Origin of the sequence: Actinosynnema sp. NPDC020468 (assembly GCF_040642015.1) — a bacterium.
Classification (GTDB): domain Bacteria; phylum Actinomycetota; class Actinomycetes; order Mycobacteriales; family Pseudonocardiaceae; genus Actinosynnema.
On sequence record NZ_JBFAEO010000031.1, the window covers coordinates 64,475 to 86,758 of the forward strand.

21 protein-coding genes are annotated in these 22,284 nt (G+C 74.0%); 6 read left to right on the forward strand and 15 right to left on the reverse strand.

Annotated features, from left to right (window positions below; all coding sequences use genetic code 11):
- Nucleotide 1: 1 nt before the first annotated feature.
- From AB0G50_RS22390 to AB0G50_RS22425, 8 genes are all read right to left on the reverse strand, one after another.
- Nucleotides 2-487 (reverse strand): MarR family transcriptional regulator, encoded by a 486-nt coding sequence (locus tag AB0G50_RS22390; protein ID WP_360111744.1) that lies wholly within the window; start codon nucleotides 485-487, stop codon nucleotides 2-4.
- 281 nt (nucleotides 488-768) lie between these two features.
- Nucleotides 769-1,365, reverse strand: a complete 597-nt coding sequence (locus tag AB0G50_RS22395; protein ID WP_360111746.1) for an FHA domain-containing protein — start codon at nucleotides 1,363-1,365, stop codon at nucleotides 769-771.
- A 4-nt stretch (nucleotides 1,366-1,369) separates the two neighbouring features.
- Nucleotides 1,370-2,659 (reverse strand): VWA domain-containing protein, encoded by a 1,290-nt coding sequence (locus tag AB0G50_RS22400; RefSeq protein WP_360111748.1) that lies wholly within the window; start codon nucleotides 2,657-2,659, stop codon nucleotides 1,370-1,372.
- Nucleotides 2,649-3,620, reverse strand: a complete 972-nt coding sequence (locus AB0G50_RS22405) for a PP2C family serine/threonine-protein phosphatase (RefSeq protein WP_360111750.1) — start codon at nucleotides 3,618-3,620, stop codon at nucleotides 2,649-2,651. The genes AB0G50_RS22400 and AB0G50_RS22405 overlap by 11 nt, the downstream gene beginning before the upstream one ends.
- 2 nt (nucleotides 3,621-3,622) lie before the next feature.
- Nucleotides 3,623-5,851 carry a tetratricopeptide repeat protein gene (locus AB0G50_RS22410; RefSeq protein WP_360111752.1) on the reverse strand — a complete coding sequence of 743 codons (2,229 nt, stop codon included), beginning with the start codon at nucleotides 5,849-5,851 and terminating at the stop codon, nucleotides 3,623-3,625.
- A complete protein-coding gene (locus AB0G50_RS22415; protein ID WP_360111754.1) occupies nucleotides 5,848-6,918 on the reverse strand; it encodes a hypothetical protein in 1,071 nt (356 codons plus the stop codon). Before AB0G50_RS22415 ends, AB0G50_RS22410 begins: the two co-directional genes overlap by 4 nt.
- A 2-nt stretch (nucleotides 6,919-6,920) precedes the next feature.
- Nucleotides 6,921-7,895: a transporter substrate-binding domain-containing protein gene (locus tag AB0G50_RS22420; protein ID WP_360111756.1), complete on the reverse strand. Its 975-nt coding sequence runs from the start codon at nucleotides 7,893-7,895 to the stop codon at nucleotides 6,921-6,923.
- On the reverse strand, nucleotides 7,892-9,160 hold the full coding sequence (locus AB0G50_RS22425; RefSeq protein ID WP_360111758.1) for a hypothetical protein: 1,269 nt from the start codon (nucleotides 9,158-9,160) through the stop codon (nucleotides 7,892-7,894). Before AB0G50_RS22425 ends, AB0G50_RS22420 begins: the two co-directional genes overlap by 4 nt.
- Before the next feature lie 622 nt (nucleotides 9,161-9,782).
- Between AB0G50_RS22425 and AB0G50_RS22430 the strand changes: the two genes are divergently transcribed.
- From AB0G50_RS22430 to AB0G50_RS22450, 5 genes are all read left to right on the forward strand, one after another.
- The gene (locus AB0G50_RS22430; protein WP_360111760.1) at nucleotides 9,783-10,349 is read left to right on the forward strand and encodes a hypothetical protein; all 567 of its coding nucleotides are present in this window, start codon (nucleotides 9,783-9,785) and stop codon (nucleotides 10,347-10,349) included.
- A gap of 92 nt (nucleotides 10,350-10,441) precedes the next feature.
- Complete coding sequence (locus tag AB0G50_RS22435; protein ID WP_360111761.1) at nucleotides 10,442-10,978, forward strand: hypothetical protein; 537 nt, start codon at nucleotides 10,442-10,444, stop codon at nucleotides 10,976-10,978.
- A 268-nt stretch (nucleotides 10,979-11,246) separates the two neighbouring features.
- Nucleotides 11,247-12,173, forward strand: a complete 927-nt coding sequence (locus AB0G50_RS22440) for an NADP-dependent oxidoreductase (protein WP_360111803.1) — start codon at nucleotides 11,247-11,249, stop codon at nucleotides 12,171-12,173.
- Nucleotides 12,174-12,251: 78 nt separating this feature from the next.
- On the forward strand, nucleotides 12,252-12,968 hold the full coding sequence (locus tag AB0G50_RS22445) for a MerR family transcriptional regulator (RefSeq protein WP_360111763.1): 717 nt from the start codon (nucleotides 12,252-12,254) through the stop codon (nucleotides 12,966-12,968).
- On the forward strand, nucleotides 12,965-13,792 hold the full coding sequence (locus AB0G50_RS22450) for an SAM-dependent methyltransferase (protein WP_360111765.1): 828 nt from the start codon (nucleotides 12,965-12,967) through the stop codon (nucleotides 13,790-13,792). The genes AB0G50_RS22445 and AB0G50_RS22450 overlap by 4 nt, the downstream gene beginning before the upstream one ends.
- Here the strand turns inward: AB0G50_RS22450 and AB0G50_RS22455 are convergent.
- Nucleotides 13,789-14,364 carry a pyridoxamine 5'-phosphate oxidase family protein gene (locus tag AB0G50_RS22455; protein ID WP_360111767.1) on the reverse strand — a complete coding sequence of 192 codons (576 nt, stop codon included), beginning with the start codon at nucleotides 14,362-14,364 and terminating at the stop codon, nucleotides 13,789-13,791. The genes AB0G50_RS22450 and AB0G50_RS22455 overlap by 4 nt on opposite strands.
- 64 nt (nucleotides 14,365-14,428) lie before the next feature.
- Here AB0G50_RS22455 and AB0G50_RS22460 point away from each other — a divergent pair, with 64 nt between their 5' ends.
- A complete protein-coding gene (locus AB0G50_RS22460) occupies nucleotides 14,429-15,472 on the forward strand; it encodes a beta-eliminating lyase-related protein (RefSeq protein WP_360111769.1) in 1,044 nt (347 codons plus the stop codon).
- Here AB0G50_RS22460 and AB0G50_RS22465 read toward each other — a convergent pair.
- The 6 genes from AB0G50_RS22465 to AB0G50_RS22490 form a co-directional block, all read right to left on the reverse strand.
- Complete coding sequence (locus AB0G50_RS22465) at nucleotides 15,429-16,652, reverse strand: sigma-70 family RNA polymerase sigma factor (protein ID WP_360111771.1); 1,224 nt, start codon at nucleotides 16,650-16,652, stop codon at nucleotides 15,429-15,431. The genes AB0G50_RS22460 and AB0G50_RS22465 overlap by 44 nt on opposite strands.
- Nucleotides 16,649-16,990 (reverse strand): YciI family protein, encoded by a 342-nt coding sequence (locus tag AB0G50_RS22470; RefSeq protein ID WP_360111773.1) that lies wholly within the window; start codon nucleotides 16,988-16,990, stop codon nucleotides 16,649-16,651. The genes AB0G50_RS22465 and AB0G50_RS22470 overlap by 4 nt, the downstream gene beginning before the upstream one ends.
- A 134-nt stretch (nucleotides 16,991-17,124) precedes the next feature.
- Nucleotides 17,125-18,201 (reverse strand): DUF6004 family protein, encoded by a 1,077-nt coding sequence (locus tag AB0G50_RS22475; RefSeq protein ID WP_360111775.1) that lies wholly within the window; start codon nucleotides 18,199-18,201, stop codon nucleotides 17,125-17,127.
- 78 nt (nucleotides 18,202-18,279) lie between these two features.
- On the reverse strand, nucleotides 18,280-18,531 hold the full coding sequence (locus AB0G50_RS22480; protein ID WP_360111777.1) for a hypothetical protein: 252 nt from the start codon (nucleotides 18,529-18,531) through the stop codon (nucleotides 18,280-18,282).
- A gap of 145 nt (nucleotides 18,532-18,676) precedes the next feature.
- A complete protein-coding gene (locus AB0G50_RS22485) occupies nucleotides 18,677-20,140 on the reverse strand; it encodes an FAD-dependent monooxygenase (protein WP_360111779.1) in 1,464 nt (487 codons plus the stop codon).
- 191 nt (nucleotides 20,141-20,331) lie between these two features.
- The gene (locus AB0G50_RS22490) at nucleotides 20,332-21,924 is read right to left on the reverse strand and encodes a CHASE3 domain-containing protein (RefSeq protein WP_360111781.1); all 1,593 of its coding nucleotides are present in this window, start codon (nucleotides 21,922-21,924) and stop codon (nucleotides 20,332-20,334) included.
- Nucleotides 21,925-22,284: the final 360 nt, after the last annotated feature.

Here is a 22,284-nt window from a genome sequence, read left to right on the forward strand (position 1 = left end):
GTCATTCGCAGCGTTGCAACAACGAGCGCAGACCGCCGACGAGCACCGCGCGGGTGTCGGCGTCCAGCGGTTCGAGCAGCGCCGCCTGCCTGCTCATGTGCGCGGCGAGCAGGTCGTCCACCAGGTCCCGGCCGCGCGGGGTCAACCTGATGCGCACCGCGCGCCGGTCGCCCGGGTCGGGCCGGCGTTCGACCAGACCCTTGGAGCGCATCCGGTCGATCCGGTTGGTGATGGCGCCCGCCGTGACCAGCGACCCGGTGAGGAACGCACCCGCCGTCAGGCCGCGGCCGCTGCCCTCCCGGCGCAGCGTGGTCAGCACGTCGAACTCGCCCACCTCGACGTCGTGGCACGCCAGGAAGTCCTTCAGATCCCGTTCCAACAGCCGCGACAGCCGGGTCACCCGCCCCAGCACCGCCATCGGCGAGGTGTCCACGTCCGGCCGCTCCACCCGCCACTGCGCCAACACCAGATCCACCGCGTCGCCCACGGAAACCCCTCCCCGAATTCACCGTCGAACAATTCGAGGCTAAACCGGGGTCGCTAACCGCTCGCCAACTCCGCAGGCCCGGCCCCACCTCCGCGAGCCGGCGGCGGACGCCGGTCCCTCGTGGGTCGTGCCGAACACGCTGTGGACGCGGTCGTTCTCGTCGGTGATCCGCACCGCCGGGGTAGGCCGGCGCGTTCTTCGGCACCCGCCGGTCGACCAGCGGTCGAAGCCTTCGAGAGCCGAGCCATCCGGACAGGTGCGCCCCACCGGCCGACGCGGTGCTACCCGCGGCGCAGGGTCAGGGTGGTCCACGCGCCCAGGTGCACCCGGTCGCCGTCGGCCAGCGGCCGCGGCACGTTGGGGCGCAACGGGTCCTCGCCCTCGTTCACCGTGGTGCCGTTGGTCGAGCCCAGGTCCACCACCGACCACCCGCCGGCCGAGGCGACCAGCAGCGCGTGGCTGTGCGACACGCCCGGGTCCTCCGGCGGGCCGGTCAGGTCCACGTCCGGCACCAGGCCGCGCGACCGGCTCCGGCGGCCGATCGACACCCGTTGGCCGGACAGCTCGAATCGGCGCGGCGGGCAGAACTCCGGGAAGCCCACGGCGGAGGCGTCCGGGCCGTCCACGGCCAGCACGCGCTCGAAGTAGGCCCGGTCCGCCTCCACCGACACGTGCCACGAGAGGGCCTGGGGCGGGGCGGCGGGCGGCGGGGTGAGCGAGTCGTGGCCGCACTCCTCGCAGAACCGGCCCACCCGCACCGCGCCGCACGCCGCGCAGTCGTGGGCCCGCGGCGCGGGCGGCGGCGCCTCCATGGGCGCGCCGCACACGTCGCAGTAGTCGTCGGTGGTGGAGTCGTGGCCCGCCGGACACCTCGCCATCGGCTCAGCCCTTCCCGACCCGCTTGGTCACCGTCGACCGGGTGTCCAGCGTCATCTCGTCCTCGTCGGCGACCCGCGCGCGCAGCTTGATCGTGCCGGTGGGCGCGTCCTCCACGTCCACCACCTTCGCCAGCAGCCGGGACGTGTCGGCGTTGCCCGACTCGTGCGCCAGCTTCACCGCCCGGCCCAGCTTGGCCGTCGCCGTCTCCACGTCGCCGACCTTGCGCGCCTCCAACCCCTCCTGGATCGCCGAGGCCAACTCGGCCTGGCCGGTGTAGTGCGCGACCTCCGCGTTGAGCCGGGTGGACAGGGCGGTGTCGTCGGTCCACACCGCCAGCACCCGGCCCTGGCCCAGCACCGTCCCCGCCGCGTCGAGCAGGCTCACCCGCGAGGCCAGCATCCGGTCGCCCACACCGGCCGGTCGCACCCGCACGCACAGGTGGTAGTCGCGGCTCTCCGCGCCCGCCCACGCGCCCGTCGGGTAGTCGCCGGTGCGCGGCGCGCCCGCCACCCGCTTGCCGGTCAGGTCCACCAGCTGCGGCGAGACCTGCTTGAGGAACAGCACCTCGGCGTTCTCCGGGGTCCACAGCCGCAGCGACACGCCGGCCACCGCCTTGTCCATCGCCGAGGACGTCATCGAGCGGAAGTCCTCGGCCAGGTCCGCCGGGTCCACCACGATGTCCACGGTGCCCAGCAGCACCTCGGCGATCCGGCGCAGCTCGCCGACCTGCCAGTCGGTGCCCACGCCGCGGCAGTCGCCGGTGAACCGGCCGCCCACCTGCTCCAGCACCCGGGTGAGCTGCTCGGGCGTCTCGTGCTGGTTCTGGCCGTCGGTCAGCAGGATCGCGTGCTTGAGCGAACCGGTGTGCCGGGCGAACAGCCGGTCCGCGGTGGTCAGCCACTGGCCCATGGCCGTGCCGCCGTCCGCGCGCAGCCGCTCCACCGCCCGCTTGGCCGCCGCGCGGGTCCGGTCGTTCGCCACGGTCAGCGCCTCCCGCGCGTCCGGGTACACCACGCGGGCCCGCTCGGTGCCGGCGACGACCGCGAACGACACCCCGTCGCGCAGCGTGTCGATGGCCGCGGCGGTGGCCTGCTTGGCCGCGGCCAGCTTCGTCGGCGGGTAGCGCATGGACCCGGAGGTGTCCACGATCAGCACCTGCGCCACGTCGCCCGCCGCCACCGGGCCGGACTTCTCCGCGCCGCTCGCGGTGACCGTGACGATCGCGTCGACGTCGGCCGACCCCTCCGGCAGGTACTCGTTCTGGTAGACCTCGACCCCGAACTCAAGCGCCATTGCCACCCCGCAGTTGGACTACGACGACCGTGATGTTGTCGTGGCCGCCGGACTTCAGCGCCACCTCGACCAGTTCCCGCGCCACCTCCACCGGCGGAACACCGCGCGGCAGCACCTCCAGCAGGTCCTCCGGCTCCGGGAGGTAGTTCCACAACCCGTCGCTGCACAGCACCAGCAGGCTCGGCGTCTCCACCCGGAAGGTCATCGTCCGGGGCGCCTCCAACCCGGAGTCCGCGCCCAGCCACCGCGACAGCACGTGCGCGCGCCGGTCGGTCAGCGCCTCCTCCGCGGTGATCACGCCGTCCGCGACCAGTTGCGCCGCCCAGGTGTCGTCCGTGGTCAACCGGGTCGCGCCCGCCTCGCCGACCAGGTAGGCGCGGCTGTCGCCGACCCAGCCGACGGTCGCGGTCTCCTCGGTCAGCACCACCGACACGTAGGTGCACGACGGCGCGACGTCGGCGGCCTCCGCGCGGGCCAGCCGGGACACCGCGGCGTCCGCGGCGAGGACGGCGTCGACGGTGGCCTGCTCGGGGTCCCCGCCGGACTGCATGGCGGTCAGCAGCACGTCCAACGCGGTGTCCACGGCGAGCTGCGAGGCCTGCTCGGCGCGTTCCGACGAGGCGACCCCGTCGCACACCACCGCGGCCACCACGCCGCGTTTGCGGACCCGGCCGAACGCCAGCGAGTCCTCGTTGCGCGCCCGCCGCCTGCCCCGGTCGGTCACCCCGGCCACGCCGGGGAAGGAGAACTCGGCCCGGTCCCGGCCCGCCGGGCGGACCCGGCCGCACCGCGCGCAGAACCCGTCCTCGTCGAACTCGGCGCCGCCGCACGGGCAGCGCGCCGCCGCGGGGGAGCCCGGACCGCCCACCGGTGTCCGCTGCACGCGCAGGTTGCGGCCGCAGGCCTCGCAGAAGCGGTCCTGCGACGACACCGGCGCCGCGCACTCGGGACAGGATTCCATGATCACACCAACGTCCGGGGTCGCACTTCGTTCGCCCGGTCCACCAGGGCGATCCGCTCCTCCGGGGTGTCGGCCAACCGCGCCAACGTCCGGTAGCACTGCTCCAGGCCCTCGCGCAGGCCCGGCTCGGTCACCGCGTGGCCCAGCAGTCTCGCGCGCCCGTCGACCGACCCGTGCCGGGCGTGCGCCAGCGCCGCGTCGAGCAGCTCCACCGACAGCCGCATCCGCCGCGCCACGTCCAGCTCCAGCGCCGCGAGCCGCTCGCCGGCGGCCAGCAGGTCCTCCACCGCGCCGTCGGCCCGCGCCCGCACCGCCGCCACCTGCGCCGCCACGTGGTGGCTCGAGGTGTCCGGCACCGAGTGCAGCACCTCGACCGCCGTGTCCCGCCCGCCGCCCGCCAGCAGCACCCGGGCCAACCCGAACGCCGCGCTCACGTACGAGCGGTCGGTGCGCCACACCACCCGGTAGCAGTCGGCCGCGGCGGCGTGGTCGCCCGCCAGTTCCGCGCACACCGCGATCGCCAGCTTCGGCGCGGCCTCGCCCGGCAGCACGTCGCACACCCGCTCGAACCCGGCCCGCGCGTCGCGGTGGTCACCGCGCAGCAGCGCCGCCACCGACCGGTACCAGGAGGGCCGCCAGTCGTCGGACGCCGGTTTGTCCGGGTCGTCGTCGGCCAACGCCTCCAGCGCGTCCAACTCCGCGTCCGCCTCGGCGTGCCGGCCCGCGTCCAGCAGCGCCCGCACCACCTGGGCGCGCACCTCCACCGTCGACACCGGCGCCGCGCGCAGCACCTCGACCAGGTGCCCCGGGTCGCCGGTCGTGGTCGCGGTGGCCAGGAACCCCGCGGCCGGGTCGGAGGTGTCGACCTGCGGCACCGGCAGTCCCGCCACCACCGCCTCCGGCGAGGGCACCCCGTCCGCGCCGAACGCCCGCCGCTCGGGGCTGAACTGACCGGACAACCCGGGCCGCGGCACGCCGTCCTGCTGCGCCAGCACCTCCCGCAGCACGCCGGTCAGCTGCTCGGCCATCTCCTCCGCCGAGGAGAACCGGCTCTCCGGGTCGCGGTGCGTGGCGCGCTCCAGGAACCGGCGGAACGAGTCGTGCTCGGCCAGCAGCGGCGCCTCGGCCGGCTTGGGCAGCGACTCCTTGAACCGGCGGCGGAAGTCGAACCGGGGCAGCGCGGTCACCGCCAGCGACCGGCCCACCGTGTACAGGTCGGAGGCCACCGTGGGCGCGGACCGGCCGATCTCCGGCGCCTGGTAGCCGATGGTGCCGTAGATGGGGGAGTTGCGGTCGTCGATCCGGCGGACCGCGCCCAGGTCGATCAGCTTGAGCTGCTCCTCGGTCTGGATCACGTTGTCCGGCTTGAAGTCGCAGTACAGCAGGCCCACCTCGTGCAGGTAGCCCAGCGCGGGCAGCACCTCCAGCGCATAGGCGATCGCCTGGTCGGGCGGCAGCGAGCCGCGGCCGTCGCCGTCCTCGCGCAGCTGCTTGAGCAGGTCCTTCACCGACGTGCCGCCGACGTACTCCATGACGATGTAGTCGACCAGCTCGCCGCTGCGCCGGTCGACGTGCTGCACGAAGTTGTGGATCTTGACGATGTTGGGGTGCTCGGTCTCGGCCAGGAACCGCCGCTCGGCCACCGCCGCGGCCATCGCGTCCGCGTCGCCGGAGTCCAGCAGGCCCTTGAGCACCACCCAGCGGTCGCTCACCGCGTGGTCGGCGGCCAGGTAGATCCAGCCCAGGCCGCCGTGCGCCAGGCAGCCCAGCACCTCGTACTGGTCGTGCAGCAGCTCGCCGGGCCGCAGCTTGGGGGTGAACGAGTAGCGGTGCCCGCAGTGCGCGCAGAACCCCTCCACCCGGCCGGGCCGCCCGTCGCGGCCGCGACCCACCTCCTTGAGGCAGCCCGAGCAGACCCGTTTGGACTCCGGCACCTCCGGGTTCGCCAGCACCGCCGTCTTCGGGTCCCGGTAGGGCACCCGCGGCACCTCCACCAGGCCCGCGCCCAACCGGCCGCGCCCCGACGAGCGGGTCGACCCGCGCCGCGACCGGGTGCCGCCGGAACCGCCCGTCGCCGCGGTCGAGCCCGACGCCGCGCCGGTCCACGCCGCGGTGCCCGGACCGGTCGACACCCCGGTGGCCACCGGCACCGGCGCCTCCAACCCGCACGCGTCGCAGAAGCCCTCGTCGTCGAGCCGCCCGCCGCACCCCGGCCGTGGACACGCGTTCACCGGCCCGCCTCCGTCCTGTCCAGCACGCCCCGCTGGTAGCGGTTCACCGTCCTCGTGCCCTCGGCCAGGTCGCACGGCGCGTCGTAGAGCACCCGCTGGGCCGCCCGGTACAGCTCGGCCAACCCGGCGTCCTCGGCGAACCCGGTGCGGCTCGCCTTGGCCCGGTACGCCTCCAGCCGGCCGCGCAGCTCCGCGCGCCGCGCCAGCGAGCCCTCCAACCGGGACACCAGCGCGCCCGCCCGCTCCCACGCCGCGTCCACCGCCGACTCCACCCGGGCCACGTCCACCTCGCGCACGTCCGGGTAACGCGCGCGCAGCTCCTCGAGTGCCCGGCCCGGATCGTCGTCCGGCACCGGCGGGTGCTCGCCCGCGATCCTGGCGACCACCTCGGGCCGCAGCACGCGTGCCCGTTCCCGCAACGCCGTCACCTCGGTGATCCTGGCCCGCATCGCCTCGACCCGCCCGCCGAGGTCGCGGTCCAGGACGGCCAGCTCCGCGACCCGGTCGGCCAGCTCCGCCACCTCCGGGTCCGGGGTCAGCGGGTCGCCCACCGCGCGCGCGTGCGCCCGCGCCACCTCCTCGCGCAGCCGCAGCACCGGCGGAGAGTCGGGCAGGGCGGCCAGGGTCGCGCCCAGCGGGTCCAGCACGGCCAGCCGGGCGCTCCACGCGTCGTGCGCACCGGTCAGCACGGCGGTCACCTCCGCGTACCGCTCGCGCATCCGGTCGACCAGCTCGGCCAGGGTGATCCGCTCGACCCGGGTCGACGGTCCGGTCAGCGTCCGCACCGTCACCGGCCTCGGGTCCAGCTCCACCGGCTCGTCCAGCAGCCGGGCCAGCGCGTCCGGCTCGGCGTCGCGGGCCCGGGACAGCACCGACCGGTACACGTCGAACCACTCCCACAGCAGCGCCATCGACGTGCTGGTGCGCTCCCACCGCGCGCGGGTCCCGCCGGTGAGCCGGTGCGCCCGCAGCAACCGGTGCCCGGGGTGGTCGTCCATGGCGAGCAGCGCGGCCGTCACCCGGTCGCCCTCGGCGACCAACCGCGCCAACTCCTCCGCCGCGCCCACGGTCAGTCCCGGTAGGACGCGACGGGCGGCGCCGGCGGCGTGCCGAGCCAGCGCTGGTGGATGGCCGCCCATCGGCCGTCGGCGCGCAGTTGTTCCAGGAGCGCGTTGACGAACCGCACGAAGTCCTCGTCCGCCTTGGGGAACGCCATCCCGTAGGGCTCGGAGGTGAACGGGTCGCCGACGACCTTCGTGTACGGGTCCTGCGCGGCCAGTCCCGCCAGGATCGGGTTGTCCGTGGACACCGCGTCCACCTGACCCTGCTGGAGCAGCACCAGGCAGTCGGTCCAGTCCGCGACCTGCACCGGCACCGGTTTCGACGCCGCGTTGGCGATGTTCACCAGCGAGTTGGAACCCTTGGTGGCGCACACCTTCCGGCCGCCGAGCCCGTCGATTCCGGTGACGTCGGAGGACGTGGGCACCAGCACCCGCTGCCCGGCCTGGTAGTAGACGGTGGAGAAGTTGACCTTCTGCCAGCGCTCGCAGTTGACCGTCATCGTGCGCACCACGATGTCGACCTTGCCCTCCTCCAGGGCGGGGACGCGGTCGGCCGAGGTGAGCACCCGGAACTGGATCCGGTCGGGGTCGCCGAACAGGGCGCGGGAGACCTCGCGGACCATGTCGACGTCGAAACCCTCCAGCTGCCCGTTGAGCGGGTTGCGGAAGCCCATCAGGTAGGTGTTCTGGTCGACGCCCGCGATCAGCCGGCCGCGCGCGACGATGTCGGCCATGGTCGACCCGGCGGGCGCCTGGCCCACCGCGGGCAGCGGGCCGGTCGGGCGCAGGCTCGCCGTCGGGTCGCACGAGGCGGGCGCCGCGGTGGCGGTGCTGGGCGGCGCGGTCAGCTCCGAGACGTCCGCGGGCCGGGGCGCCTGCGCCGAGCCGCCCCCGATCGGCGGCGCCGAACTGGGCACCGCGCCGCACCCGGCCGCCAGCAGCGCCGCCCCCAGCAGCAGACCCCACCGCCCCGTCCCGTTCACCGGTACTCCTTCAGCCGCTGCCACAACCCGCCCGTGGAGGCCGCCGCGGCCACCAGCGCCGACACCACCACGACCGGCACCGCGCCGCCCAGCGCGCCGCGGGCCGAGCCGATCGCGTCGGTCAGCTCGGCCCGGCGCGCGCCCAAGGCGTCCACAAGGTCCGAGTCCAGCGCGTCGAACGCGGCGGCCGCGCCGTCCGGGCCGGTGCTCAGGGCCAGGCCGACGGCCGTGGTGTAGTCGCCGTCGTTGTCGGCCTTGCGGACCCGCTCGTGCGCCCGCTTCCACTGGTCGTGGTGGCCGAGCGCCTCGGCGGCGTCGGCCTGCGACCTGGACAACAGGTCGGTCAGCTCGGCGTCGGCCTCGGTGTAGTGCTTCTCGTAGGCCGCGCCGCTGCCCCGCGCGACCAGGGTGAGCGTCTCGTCGCCGCGCGCGGTCAGGGTCGCGATGCGGGCGCGGGCGGCCAGGTCGACGGCGGTCGCGCTGTCGGTGCTGCGCGCGGTGTCCGACACCACCAGCAGGCTCGCGACCAGCACCCACAGCAGCGACACCAGGGTGGCCGCGGTCGCCGCGACCAGACCCACGTTGAGCAGCCGGTTGGTCCTGCGGGTCAGGTAGCGCTGGGCGACCAGCAGCGCGGCCAGCGCCACCACGCCCGCGAGCACCTCCAGCCACGGCAGCGAACCCGCGTCCGCCAGGTCCGCGACCACGTTCGCGTTCTCCACCTCGTAGAGCCGGCGGGCCGCGGGCAGCAACCGGTCGCGCATCAGGCTGGAGGCCTCGCGCAGGTAGGCCGCGCCGACGGGGTTGCCCTGGCGGTTGTGGGTGCGCGCGGTCTCGACCAGTCCGGTGTAGACGGGCAGCTGCCCGGACAGGGTGGCGAGGCTGTCCGCGAGACCCGACGAGGCGGCCGACTCGCCGGTGGCGGCGGACAGCGCGAGCGCGGCCTTCGCCACGTCCGCCTCGTAGCGGGCGCGCAGGGCGGGCGACTCGACGCCGCCGGAGAGGAACGCGCCGGACGCCGTCGCGTCCGCGTCGGCCATCGACCGGTAGACCTCCTGCGCGGCGAACGCCAGGGGTTCGCTGCGATCGGCCAACGCCTCCAGCGCGTCCGAACGACCCTGCACCGACAACGCCGACAGCGCGCCCGCCAGCAGGCTCACCGCGATCAGCGCCAGCGCCAGTGCGCTCAGCCTGCCCGGCGTGCTCCGCGCCAGCCCGGTCACCCGTGCCACGACCGCCGCGCGCTGCCGAGCCTGGACCGCCACGACCGCCCCCTTCCGAGGTGATCGACGCCACTGCCGCATTGCCAGCGTAGAGCGACGGTGATCGATTCGGACCACCTTTCCGGTAGTCCACCCGACCGCGCACGACCACCGCGGACACCCCCGACTCCCTCCTCCGCCGCCCCACACCACCCGGGAGAAGGTGTCCTGATCGCGGGTGGTGACAGTCGGTGACCGAGGGTGCTCCCCATTCGGCTACGGTGTGTGTCGATCGCGGCCGGCGCGACCATGGGTCTCGCAGGCCATCCGACCTGAGCCATCCGGTCGGATGTGAATATCCCGGAACCTGTTCGGTCCAGTCCGGTGACCGGAACGGCGCACCCGGTTCGGCGCAAATTCCCGGAAATTCCGGACGACCTGGGTGTGCCGTCGAATATCCGGAGCAGAAGGAATAAAAGGCCTTCGGAGAGGCTTTCCGCACCGTCCGTGGCCGAGTCGGAGGGGTCTTGCACCCGTTGTGCGACAATTGCATTCAAACGAGTGTCAAGGGCTTGTGAGGCGGTCTCGAATCGACCATTGTTGCCCTCGTATCAGTCAGTGAAACCGCTCGGGGCAGGCGCATTCGGGTGCACGCCCGGCGGTGTAGTCATACGGGGGATAGTCCATGCGCAAGATCATCACCTCCGTGGTTTCGGTGTTGGCCCTGCTGGTCGGTTCGGGAATGGCGTCCGCCACGCCCGCCACGACCTTCAGCCCGGTCGGCCCCGCTTCCGCGAAGGCCGGCGCCGTCGCGGCGTTCCACGGCTTCAGCAGCTTCAAGGGCATCACGATCGAGTCGTCCGGGTTCGACCTCGACGGCGAGCTCGACGGGACCCTCACGGGCTACAGCTACGAGGCGATCTACGACGTCTACAACCTGAAGCACTCCGAGAGCTGGAAGGCCTGGGTCGTCAGCTTCAAGAAGGACAGCTCGCAGGACGTCCTCCAGAAGACCTTCGGGGAGACCGCCCAGATCAAGCTGCACTTCAGGCTCGGCTTCCACGTGAAGGCCAAGGACCTGCGGGGCGTCGCCCGCCTGCGGATCGGCTTCGAGACGCTGCGCCTGACCTTCAACGGCACCTCGAAGGACTTCACGGTCATCAACGGCTCCTCCGGCGGCGGCAAGGACCAGAACGACAAGGACATCCCGGTCGAGTTCGAGCCGGTGCTCCTGTCGGTCTCGCAGGCCTGATCCGCTCCTCCTCGCGGTCCGCGGTCGGTCGCCGGCACTGCCGGCCCGGCCGCGGACCCCGCACCCTTCCACCGACCCCAGGCAGGTCAGTCATGATCTCCATCGCCGCCGTGCTGGCGTCCGTCGCACTGGTCGCCCTCTCGCCGACCGCGGTCCCCGGCTCGCCGTCGGCCGAGCCCGCGACCGTCCGGGCCGCGGTGCCCGCCGGGCACGTCAAGGTCAATCTCGGCGTCCACACCCTGCTCCCGATCGAGGTGCAGAACGTCGACTTCGAAGTCGAGTTGTGGGGCGAAATTCCGAGCTACGACTGGGAGCAGCTGTACGGCCTGTACGACGTGCCGCTCGACGCCCCCGTCGCCGATTGGGTCAGGAGCTACCGGGCGAACCCCGACCGGGAAATCCTCGACCGCAATTACGAGAAGTTCGAGCGCCGGAAATTCCCGTTCCAGTTCACCGTGCGGGTGCACCCCTCGAACCGCCCGCTGAAACTCCGGCTCGGCTTCAACCGGGTGCGCCTCGACGCACCGTCGGGCTCCTCCAAGGATTTCATCATCACCAACGCGGCGAATGTCGTCGCCCGCACCGAGAGCGGCGAGGTGTACCCGGAAATCGAGGTCGAGCCCTCCTGACCCCGAACTCGGACGGTGACGACCTCAAGCCCGGTGCGGCTTGTCGGACCACAGGATTGTTGAACAAGGGAACCCTCGCTGGAGGGGATTGTTCAACAATCCTTCGATTCGCGGGCAGACGGCTCGGCGGCGGCCGCACGGCCGGGTGAGACGGCGGGGCGGCGGCCCTGGTCGGGGCCGGGGGGGTTGGCCCGAAACGTTCGAGGGTTGGCCGGCGGGCCGGTGGCCGCCCGTGCAGAGTTCGATGATCCTCGAAATCATGAACTCCATGCGCGTCATCACCCAGGACGAACTCGGCGGGCCGGACGTGCTGCGCCAGGTCGTCGTCGACCGCCCGGAACCCGGGCCGACCGAAATCCTGGTCGAGGTCCACGCCACCAGCGTCAACCCGATCGACGCGAAGACCCGCGCCGAGGTCATCTGGATCGGGTCGCCGCCGTTCACGCTCGGCTGGGACGTGTCCGGCGTCGTGGCCGCGGTCGGCGCCGGCGTCACGCTCTTCCGGCCGGGCGACGAGGTGTTCGGCATGCCGCTGTTCCCCCGCCGGGCCGCCGCCCACGCGGAGTACGTCGTCGCGCCCGCGCGGCAGTTCGCGACCAAGCCCGCGGGCGTCGACCACCGGCACGCGGCGGCGCTGCCGCTGGTCGGACTCACCGCGTGGCAGGCCCTGGTCGACACCGCGCACGTCCGCCCCGGCGACCGGGTGCTGGTGCACGCCGCCGCGGGCGGGGTCGGGCACGTCGCCGTGCAGATCGCCAAGGCGCTCGGCGCGCACGTCGTCGGCACCGCGTCCCGCGCCAAGCACGACTTCGTCCGATCGCTGGGCGCCGACGAGGTGGTCGACTACACCGCCGTCGACTTCGCCGAGGTGATCGAGGACGTCGACGTGGTGCTGGACACCGTGGGCGGCGACACGGGCATCCGCTCGCTGCCCACGGTGCGCAACCGCGGCCTCGTGATCACCCTGCTCGCCGCCACCCACGAGGCCCTCGCCGCCGCCGCGGGCGACCGGGTGCGCACCGCGTTCGTGCTGTGCGAACCCGACCGCGCGGGCCTGCTCGCCCTCTCCGACCTCGTCACCGCCGGGAAGCTGCGCACCGAACTGGCCGCCGTGCTCCCGCTGTCCGAGGCGGCACAGGCGCACCGGCTGATCGAGACGGGCCGCACCACCGGCAAGATCGTCCTCACCCCCTGACCACCCGGGTCGGCGGCCCGGACCACACCGGGCCGCCGACTTGCCCCTGACGCCACGTCAGGGGCTAGCGTCGCGCCGGTGACCCGGTGGACGATCGGCGAACTCGCCCAGGCGGCGGGGATCACCGTCCGCACGCTGCACCACTACGACGCGATCGGCCTGCTGCGCCCCGGCGAGCGCACCCCGGCCGGTCACCGCCGCTACACGCCCGACGACGTGCGCCGGCTGTACCGGATCCGGGCCCTGAGCCACCTGGGCATGCCGCTGGACCGGGTCGCCGACGCGCTCGCCGACACCTCCGGCCTGCACCGGCTGCTCACCGCCCAGCTCGCCGACCTGGACGCCCGCGCCCGCCGCGTCGCCGAACTGCGCGCCCGGGTCGCCGACCTGCTCACCGACCCGGACCCCGAACCCGAACGGCTGCTGGCGGCGCTGGAAGCCCAGTCGCTGCTCGACGCCCACCTGTCCGCCGACCAGCGCGACGCCCTCACCGACCGCCGGGCCGCCCTGGGCTCCCGGGTCGAGGACCTGCGCCGCGAGTGGCTCGACCTGCTGCGCGAACTGGACCGCCGCGAACGCGCGGGCGTCCCTGCCGCCGAGTCGGCCGACCTGGCGGCCCGGTGGAACGCCGTCGGCGACGCCTTCCACGTCACCGAGGACACCAAGGTCGCCGCCGTCGACCTGTGGCGCACCCACGGCGCGCACACCGACCCCCGCCTGGAGACCGCGCTGGGCTGGCCCGCCGGCCGCGTCGCCACCCTGATCTCCTACCTGGACCGAGCGAGGAACCCGTGATCACCGGAACCGCCCTCACCGCGGTGGCCGCCGCGGCCGCCCGCGCCGTCGAGTCCAGCCGGGCCGACCGGCTCGTGGACGACCCCTTCGCGCTCGCGTTCGTCCACGCCGCGCCCACCGCGCCCCCGTTCCCGACCCGGTGGCCCGCCGACGACGCCGTGCTCACCCGCCGCGAGACGCTGCTGCTGCTCGGCGCGAACTACGTCGGCCTGCGCACCCGGTTCCTGGACGACGCGCTCGCGGGCGCCCGCCAGGTCGTGCTGCTGGGCGCGGGACTGGACACCCGGGCGTTCCGGCTGACCTGGCCGCCCGACGCGCACGTGTACGAACTCGACCAGCCGGACCTGTTGGCGTTCAAGGACTCCGTGCTCACCGACACCGCGCGCTGCGCCCGCACCACCGTCCCGGCCGACCTGTCCGCGGACTGGCGCACCCCGCTGTCGGCGACCGCCTTCGACCCGTCCGCACCGACCGCCTGGCTCGCCGAAGGCCTGCTCCAGTACCTGACCCCGGCCGCCGAAACCGCCCTGCTGGACACCGTCGACGCCCTGTCCGCGCCGGGCAGCACGCTGACCCTGGAACGCTCGCTGAGCCTGTCCGCCCCGCCGCCGAACGCCGGGATCGGCGTCCCGGTGGACCGCCTGCTGCCCACCGGCACCCGGCCCGACCTGCCCGCGTGGCTGACCGACCACCACTGGACCGCCACCCACCCGAGCGCGCGGGACGTCGCCGCCCGCTACGGCCGTCCGCTGGTGCACCCGCGCCTGCACGACGCGCCCACCGCGCCGTCGCCGGCCGGCTTCACCGTCGCGGTGAAGGGCTAGCGCGGTGGCAGGGGGAGGGGGAGCGCGGGGAGACCGTCGATCGAGCGGAGGTTGTGGTCCTTGCTCTCGCAGTACGCGCGGAACTCCTCGTCGGACTTGCGGCCGAAGTGGTCGGCGTGGAGGGTGCGTTCCTCGCGGTAGTCCATGAACGGCACGGCAAAGCCGCAGGTGTCGCTGATCAGCGTCGCGGTCACCACCACGACCGCGCGCAGGCCCGGCGCGTCCGCGTCACCGAAGCCCGCCACCAGCCCGGCGAACCTCGGGTCGTCGCGGAACACCGGCTCGCCGACGCCGTGCACGCGCACGATGTTCGGCGGCCCGTCGAAGGCGCACCACATCAGCGTGATGCGACCGTTCTCGCGCAGGTGGGCGATCGTCTCGGCGTGGCTGCCGCCGAAGTCCAGGTACGCCACCCGCCGCTCGTCCAGCACCCGCCACGACCCCGACCGGCCCTTCGGCGACACGTTGACGTGCCCGTCCGCGGCCAGGGGCGCCGTCGCGGTGAAGAACACCGGCTGGGCCTCGATGAACGCCCGCAGTCGACCCTCGATCCGTTCGTACGACTTTCCCATGAGCCCAGTATCGCGACCGGTAATCCCGTTGCCGCGCCCGTTTCCACACCGCGAGACTCGACCGATGGCACCCGAGATCCGGCGGTCGCTCGTCCAGCACTCCCGGCTGCGCCGCGACCCGCACGCCCGACTCCGCGCGCTGCTCGACCGGGTGCCGCCCGGCACGCACCCGACCCGGCCGACCGCGGAACTCGAGGAACGCCTCGCCGACCTCCTCGGCAAGCCCGCCGCGCTGTTCTTCCCCACCGGCACGATGGCCCAGCAGACCGCGCTGCGCGTGCACGCCGACCGCCTCGGCCCGCGCGCCTTCGCCGCCCACCCGCGCAACCACCTCGTGCTGTGGGAGGAGCAGGGTTACCAGGTCGTGCACGGACTGCGGCACCGGCCGGTCGGCGACCACCACCGGCTGTTCACCCTCGCCGACCTCGACGGCGTGCGCGAACCGCTGTCCGCGCTGCTGGTCGAACTGCCCCAGCGCGAGATCGGCGGTCTGCTGCCCGCGTGGGAGGACCTGGTCGCGCACACCTCCTGGGCGCGCGACCGCGGCGTCGCGACCCACCTCGACGGCGCGCGGCTGTGGGAGGCGCAGCCGTTCTACGACCGCCCGCACGCCGGGATCGCGGCCCTGTTCGACACCGTCTACGTGTCGCTCTACAAAGGACTCGAAGGCGTGCGCGGCGCCGTGCTGGCCGGGGACCGGGAGACGGTCGACCTGGCCTCGGTGTGGCGGACCAGGCTCGGCGGCGCCGTCACCGACGCGTGGCCGCTGACCGCCGCCGCGCTGCTCGGCCTGGACACGGCGTTGCCGAGGATGGCCGCGTACCGCGACCACGCCGTGGCCCTCGCCGCCGCGATCAACGCCGACGGTTACGCCCGCACCGTGCCCGAGGTGCCGCACACTCCGTTGTTCCACGTGCTGGTCCCGGCGCCGGCCGAGGCCGTGACGGCCGCCGCGCGCCGGATCCTCGAGGAGACCGGGGTCGAACTGCCGGCACACGCCTCCACCTCGCCCGACCCGAACCGGTCCGCGATCGAGCTGACCGTCGGCGAACCCGCCCTGGACTTCACCCCGGCGGAGGTGGCGGAGCTGATCCGGGCACTGCGCTGAGCTTGCGCGCCAGCAGCTCCCGCTCGGCCGCGGTGCCCGACAGCGCGATCGCCCGCCGGTACGCCCGCGCCGACTCGGCGTGCCGGCCCACCCGGTGCAGCAGGTCCGCGCGCACCGCGTGGAACACCGCGTACCCCGGCAGGTCCAGCCCGTCGACCAGCGCCAACCCGGCCGCCGGACCCTCCAGCTCGGCCACCGCCACCGCCCGGTTGAGCCGCACGACGGGCGTGGGCGTGAACTCCAGCAGGTGGTCGTAGAGGACCCGCACCTGTCCCCAGTCGGTGGGTGGCGGGTCGCTGTGCACCGCGCCGATCGCCGCCTGGATCTGGTAGGGACCCGGCGCGCCGCGACGCAGGCACCGCCGCACCAGCTCGCGGCCCTCGGCCAGCAGCGCGCCGTCCCACCGCGTCCGGTCCTGGTCGCCCAGCAGCACCAGCCCGCCCTCGGCGTCCACGCGCGCCGCCCGGCGCGCGTGGGTGAGCAGCAGCAATGCCAGCAGCCCCGCCACCTCGGGCTCGTCGGGCAGCAGCCCGGCCAGCAACCTGGCCAGCCGCACCGCCTCCGCGCACAGGTCCTCGCGCACCGGCACGTCGCCGGAACTGGCCGCGTACCCCTCGTTGAACACCAGGTACACCACCGCGAGCACCGACCGCAGCCGGTCCGGCAGCTCCGCCTCGCCCGGCACCCGGTAGGGGATCCGGGCGTCGCGGATCTTCGCCTTGGCCCGCACCAGGCGCTGCGCCATGGTCGGCTCGGGCACCAGGAACGCGTGCGCGATCTCGGCCGTGGTCAACCCGCCCAGCAGCCGCAGCGTCAACGCCACCCGCGCGGCCGGGTTCAGCGCCGGGTGGCAGCACGTGAAGATCAACCGCAGTCGGTCGTCGGTCACCGGGCTCTCCTCCGCCGGCTCGTCCCGGGCGTGCAGCAGGGCGGCGCGCGCGTGCCGGTCCTCGCGCGTGGCCTCCCGGCGCAGCCGGTCCACCGCCCGGTTGCGGGCCGTGGTGATGATCCACCCCGCCGGGCTCGGCGGCACCCCCGTCGCCGGCCACCGCCGCACGGCCTCGGCGAACGCGTCCTGGACGGCCTCCTCGGCGATGTCGATGTCGCCGAAGACGCGGACCAGGACGGCCACCGACCGCCCGTACTCGCGGCCGAACACCTCGGCGACCGGGTCGGTCACCGGAACGGGCGGACCTCGACCGGCAGGGTGGTCGCCGCGCTGAGCCTGCGTCCCCACTCCAGCGCCGCGTCGAGGTCCGGCACGTCGACGATCGTGAACCCGCCCAGGTGCTCCTTGCCCTCGGCGAACGGGCCGTCGACCACGAGCACCTCCCCGGCGCCCGGCCGCAGCGTGGTCGCCGAGTCCGGCCCGTGCAGACCGCCCGCGAACACCCACACCCCGTCCCGGCGCATGTCGGCGTCCACCGCGTCCACGTCGCGCATGATCGCGGCCAGCGCGTCCGGCGAGGGCGGGGTGCCCGTGGACGGTTCGATCACCGCGAGCAGGTACTGGCTCATGACGTCCTCCTGATGTCGGTTCCTCGCCCTCTACACGAACGGGCGCGCGCCGGATCGACACCCGCGCCGGAAAGATCTTCGGACGGGTCCGGACGAGCGCGCCGTCCGGGTCCGCTCCCGGGGTCGGCGTCGACTCACCAGGTCAGGGTCAGCGACGTCAGCCGCGCCTTCACCCCGCCGTCGGGACGCAGCAGCGCCGTGCCGCCCGCCACGGCCAGGTCCGCGCCGTCCCCGCCGGCCGGACCCGCCAGCGGCACCGGGTCCGCGGCGTACAGCGGACCGGCCGGGGTGACCAGCTCGAACCACGCGTCCACCGCCAGCCTGCCGTCGACCAGCGTGCCCAGCGACGGGCGCGGCCACCCGACCCGCAACGTCACCGGACCGCCCAGCTCGGCGCACCGCCCGGTCAGCGCCGCCCGCGAGATCCGGGCCACGTCCTCGAACAGCAGCACCTCGACACCGGCCGCGTCGACCCGGTCGCCGGTCAGCTCGACCTCCACCGCCCGACCGCCCACCTCCAGCCCCAGCCGGGCCTGCGCGGACCGCTCCAGCACCCGCGACGGGTCCAGCAGCACGGTCATCAGCGGCGCGGCGCTGGAGGCGAAGAACAGCACCGGGTCACCCGCCACCGGCCGGTTCTGCCCGTCGGCCGGGAACCAGGGGATCGGCAGGGAGGTCGCCACCTGCACGTCCTGGGCCACGATCACGTCGAACGGACCGTCGCCGCGCGGTTCGTCCGCGTACGGCCGGACCGTCGGCGGCGCGAACGGCGGCAACGACGTCAGCAGCCCGCGCACCTCGATCGGGTCGCGGTGCGCCAGCCGGAACGTCCGCGACTCCAGCACCGCCGACCTCAGGAACTCGATCTGCGCCGGGAAGTCGCTGCCCGGCGCGACCTGGCGGACCCGGCCCGTGCTGGGCGTGAACGGGTCCACGCCCAGCCGGAGCAGGTCGGCGAGGTGGTGGCAGTAGCCCCGCACCCCGAGGTCCGGGCCGCCCACCAGCTCGAATTGGAACTGGGCGTGCCCGTCGTCGTCCACCAGCAACGGGTACCCGGGCATCGGCCACGAGTGCAGCTCCACCGGCCCGGACAGCACCACGGTCTCCCGGTGCCCGCCGGCCACGTCGTCGCCGAACACGATCGTCACCGCCGTCAGCGCGTGCGCCCGAAGCGGCCGTGCCGCGAGTCCCAGGGATTCGTAGCTGCTCACCCGACGAACCTAGGTCGCGTGATCACCACCGGCACGTCGCCGTCGGGTGGTTCCGCGCCACTTTCGTGGCCCGCGTGATCAGGACAGGTCGGCGGTCTTGTAGTAGTAACCCCACCGCGCGTCGAAGAAGCACGTGGGCCCGCTCGGCTGCACCATGTAGTTCCCGCTGCCGGCCGCGTCGTCCTTGTACCAGACGCAGGTCGCCTGGTCCTGCCAGTAGCCGTTGTCCCACCAGAACACCTTCGGCGACGCCTGGGCCGCCCCGGAGAACACCACACCCCCGACGGCCGCCACCACCAACGCCGCCGAAACCATCGCCCGCCGAACCATGAGCCGCTCCGAGTGTCGTAGGTCCTCGGACCGTAGGTGCCGCCGGCGCGCCCCCGACAGGCTCCAGCCGGGCGCGGTCCGATCGACGTGGCCCACCCGGTCGCACCCGTCGTGCCGTCCGGACGGCACGACGGGTGCCGCGGGATCAGCCGGTGGGCGGGCCGAACCAGCGGGCGAGGTGGGTCTCCAGGTCGCGCCGGTCCTCGCCGATCCAGGCGACGTGGCCGTCCGGGCGGAGCAGGACGCACGGTGCGTCCAGGGCGGCGGTCAGGTCGGCGAGGTGGTCGACGCGGTCGGACCACGCGCCGGCGGTCAGGTGTCCGGTGCGGTCCAGGAGCAGGGCGCGGCCGCGGTGGAGGCGGTCGTAGAGCCGGCCGTGCTCCAGGTCGAGGTCGGGCAGGCGCCGGCCGAGCAGGTCCGGGCCCGGGCCGAAGTCGTAGCGGATCGCGATCGCGGTGATCTTCGCCATCAGGTGGCGGTTCACCTCGGGGATGTCCATCAGCTCGGCGAGCAGCCTGCGCACGGCCTGCGGGCCCGGCGCGGCGGACTGGAGTTCCACCTGGGCGCGGGTGTTGTCCAGCACCTCCGCGGCGACCGGGTGGCGTTCGGCGTGGTAGGTGTCGAGCAGACCCTCCGGCGCCCGCCCGGCGACCTCGGCGGCCAGCTTCCAGCCCAGGTTGACCGCGTCCTGCACGCCCAGGTTGAGGCCCTGGCCGCCGGCCGGCGGGTGGATGTGCGCCGCGTCGCCCGCCAGCAGCACCCGGCCCACCCGGTAGCGGTCGACCAGTCGGGTCGCGTCGCCGAAGCGGGACAGCCACCGCGGCGAGTGCGCGCCGAAGTCGGTGCCGGCGACGGCGCGCAGTGCCCGCCGGAAGTCCTCCAGGGTGGGCTCCGCGCGATCGCCGACGGCCGTGGCCGGGACGACGACGCGGTGGGCGCCGCCGAACGGGCGGACGTCGAACGACCTGAGGGTCGCGGAGACCTCGGCGACCTTGGCGGCGATCTCCTCCTCCGGCGCGGTCAGCTCGAGCTCGCCCATCAGCGTCTCGGTGCGCGCGGGCTCGCCGGGGAAGCCGACGCCGAGCAGTTTGCGCACGGTGCTGCGCGCGCCGTCGCAGCCGACGAGGTACCGCGCCCGCACCCGGTCCCCGTCGGCCAGGACGACCGTCACGCCCTCGTCGTCCTGCCTGAGGTCGGCCACCGCGGCACCGTGTCGGACCTGCGCGCCGAGCGCGGTCGCGTGCTCCTCCAGCAGCCGCACGACCACCGGCTGCCGGATGCCCAGCAGGTAGTTGTGCGCGGAGTCCAGGCCCTCGGGTTCGGGCTTGGCGATGGCGGCGAAGAAACCGGCGGCCGGACGTCGTCGGCCGTGTGCGAGGAGGCGGTCCAGCAGACCGCGCATGGCCATCAGCTCGAGGCTGCGGATGTGCAGACCGACGACGCGGACCATCGACACGGGCTCGGTGTCCCGCTCCAGGACGAGGACCCGGACGTCGTGCAGCCGCAGTTCGGCGGCCAGCATGGCGCCGGTCGGGCCGCAGCCGGCGATGATCACGTCGAAGTCGGGGGTACCGAGGGCGTGCGGCTCGGTGACGGGCGAAGTGTGCACAGGTGTTGCCTTCCGGGAGTGACGAGGCGCTCCCGGCGACACCTACGGCTGTCGCCCGACTGCGACGGGGAGGGGGAGCACCCACAGCGATCCAGCGGTCACGGGTCCCACCTCCTCGGTCGGCGTCACGGTCGACGGCAAGCTACAAGCCCGGCCGGGCCGCCGTCCACCCGATTTCCGCGCCGCGCGGATCACGCCTGGTCCTCCGGCACGGGCACGGTGAACCAGACGCGGGCGCCGCCGCGGTGGGTGGTGTCGACGCCGATGGCGCCGCCCAGGTGCTCCACGATCTTCTTGCACAGCGCGAGGCCGATGCCGGTGCCGGGGTAGTCGTCGCGGCCGTGCAGGCGCTGGAAGATCACAAAGACCTTGTCGGCGAACTCCGGCGAGATGCCGATCCCGTTGTCGGTCACGGTCAGCAGCCACCGCGGCGGGCCGTCGGCGGGGTCCTCGCGGTCGCAGGTGACGGTCACGACCGGGGCGCGGTCCGGGTGCCGGAACTTCACCGCGTTGCCCAGCAGGTTCTGCCACAGCATGGTCAGCAGGGTCGGGTCGGTGGTGAGCACCGGCAGCTCCGCCGGGCGCTGCACCGCGGCGCCGGACTCCTCGATCGCGGTCGCCAGGTTCTGCACCGCGGTGTCCAGCGCGTCGCCGAGCGCGACCTTCTCCCGCCGGCCGCCGGTCACCCGACCCACCCGGGAGAACGTCAGCAGGTCGTTGATCAGCACCTGCATCCGCTTCGCGCCGTCGACGGCGAAGTCCAGGTACTGCACGCCGCGGTCGTCCAGCCGGTCGCGGTAGCGCTTCTCCAGGAGTTGGCAGAACGACGCGACCTTGCGCAGCGGCTCCTGGAGGTCGTGCGAGGCGACGTAGGCGAACTGCTCCAGCTCGGCGTTGGACCGGCGCAGTTCCTCGGCGCGCGCGTCCAGCGCTGCGGCCTGCTCCTGGAGCCGCTCCTCGTTGCCGCGCGAGGCGTCGAGGGCCTCCACGATGCGGCCGCGCATGCGGTCCACGTCCAGCGCCACCGAGCGCAGGTCCGCCGGTCCGTGCGCGGGGATCGTGGACTCGAAGTCGCCGTCGGCGACGGTGCGGGTCGCGGCGCGCAGCTTGGCCAGCGGGCGCACGATCAGCCGCCGCACCACCACCGCGATCGCCGCGCACGCCAGCAGCAGCCCGACCGCCCACACCGCGAGGATGCCGTTGCGCGTGAACCGGGCGGCGGCCAGGTCGGCGCGGCCGTCGTCGCGGGCCTGCACCAGGCGGCGATCCTGCTGGGCGAACAACCCGCGCAGCCGGTCGAAGTCCTCCTTGCCGCGCTCGGGCGCCGCGGAGTCCACCACGCCCGGCACGCCGGGGACGACCGCGTCGACCGCCGGCCGCGCGTACCGCTCGCGCCACTGCCGCGCGGCGTCCTCGATGGCGTCGAGGTCCGCGAGCAGGGAATCCCGGCCCGCCAACAACTCCCGCAGCCGCCCGGCGGCCTCCGCCTCGACCCGGACGCCCTCCTCGAAGGGCTCGAGGAACCGCCGGTCGGCCGCCAGCACGTAGCCGCGGACGCCGGTTTCCTGGTCCACCAGGGCGTTCTGCAACCGGTAGGCCTCGGTGCGGGCGGGTTGCAGGTGCTCGGCGAGCTGGTCGGACACGTCGGCGGTGCGCTGGAGGCTCCACGAGCCGACGGACGCGCCGAGCACCACCAGCAGGACCACGACGCCCAGCAGCGACGCGAACCACCCCTGCACCGTCAAGCGCGCACGACGCGTCGTCTCGTCGCCGGAGCCGGTCACCGGAGTCTCCATTCGTCGCCGGACGGCACGAGGATAGCCGGCCGACGATCATGGCCGCGCACCGCCCGGATCGACCGCGACCGGGTTCGCGGTAACGACCGGTTCCCTCTCGCCGGCGCAATAATCGGGTTTTCCGGCACGCCCCCGGCGGCTTTTCCGCGCCATTTCCACCGGGATGGACGTGAAGACTATTCGGCTACTGGCAGTCAGGATGTATCGCCGGTGGATTGGAATACGTCCATCTAAAGAGTGAATCTGCGATGACGCGCCGTTGTCGGCCGTGGCAACAGTGCAGGCAGTGTGACCAGCGGTGATCGATCGGTGGGCGATCGATGTCCGGACGGCGCAAGGGCCCCGAAT

What these genes read in the sequence shown, in the direction of transcription:
- AB0G50_RS22405 (WP_360111750.1), bottom strand. Translation starts at nt 3,620, where the DNA reads ATGGAATCCTGTCCCGAGTGCGCGGCGCCGGTGTCGTCGCAGGACCGC.
- AB0G50_RS22460 (WP_360111769.1), top strand. Translation starts at nt 14,429, where the DNA reads ATGGCACCCGAGATCCGGCGGTCGCTCGTCCAGCACTCCCGGCTGCGC.
- AB0G50_RS22480 (WP_360111777.1), bottom strand. Translation starts at nt 18,531, where the DNA reads ATGGTTCGGCGGGCGATGGTTTCGGCGGCGTTGGTGGTGGCGGCCGTC.
- AB0G50_RS22440 (WP_360111803.1), top strand. Translation starts at nt 11,247, where the DNA reads ATGCGCGTCATCACCCAGGACGAACTCGGCGGGCCGGACGTGCTGCGC.
- AB0G50_RS22435 (WP_360111761.1), top strand. Translation starts at nt 10,442, where the DNA reads ATGATCTCCATCGCCGCCGTGCTGGCGTCCGTCGCACTGGTCGCCCTC.
- AB0G50_RS22400 (WP_360111748.1), bottom strand. Translation starts at nt 2,659, where the DNA reads ATGGCGCTTGAGTTCGGGGTCGAGGTCTACCAGAACGAGTACCTGCCG.
- AB0G50_RS22395 (WP_360111746.1), bottom strand. Translation starts at nt 1,365, where the DNA reads ATGGCGAGGTGTCCGGCGGGCCACGACTCCACCACCGACGACTACTGC.
- AB0G50_RS22430 (WP_360111760.1), top strand. Translation starts at nt 9,783, where the DNA reads ATGCGCAAGATCATCACCTCCGTGGTTTCGGTGTTGGCCCTGCTGGTC.
- AB0G50_RS22470 (WP_360111773.1), bottom strand. Translation starts at nt 16,990, where the DNA reads ATGAGCCAGTACCTGCTCGCGGTGATCGAACCGTCCACGGGCACCCCG.
- AB0G50_RS22455 (WP_360111767.1), bottom strand. Translation starts at nt 14,364, where the DNA reads ATGGGAAAGTCGTACGAACGGATCGAGGGTCGACTGCGGGCGTTCATC.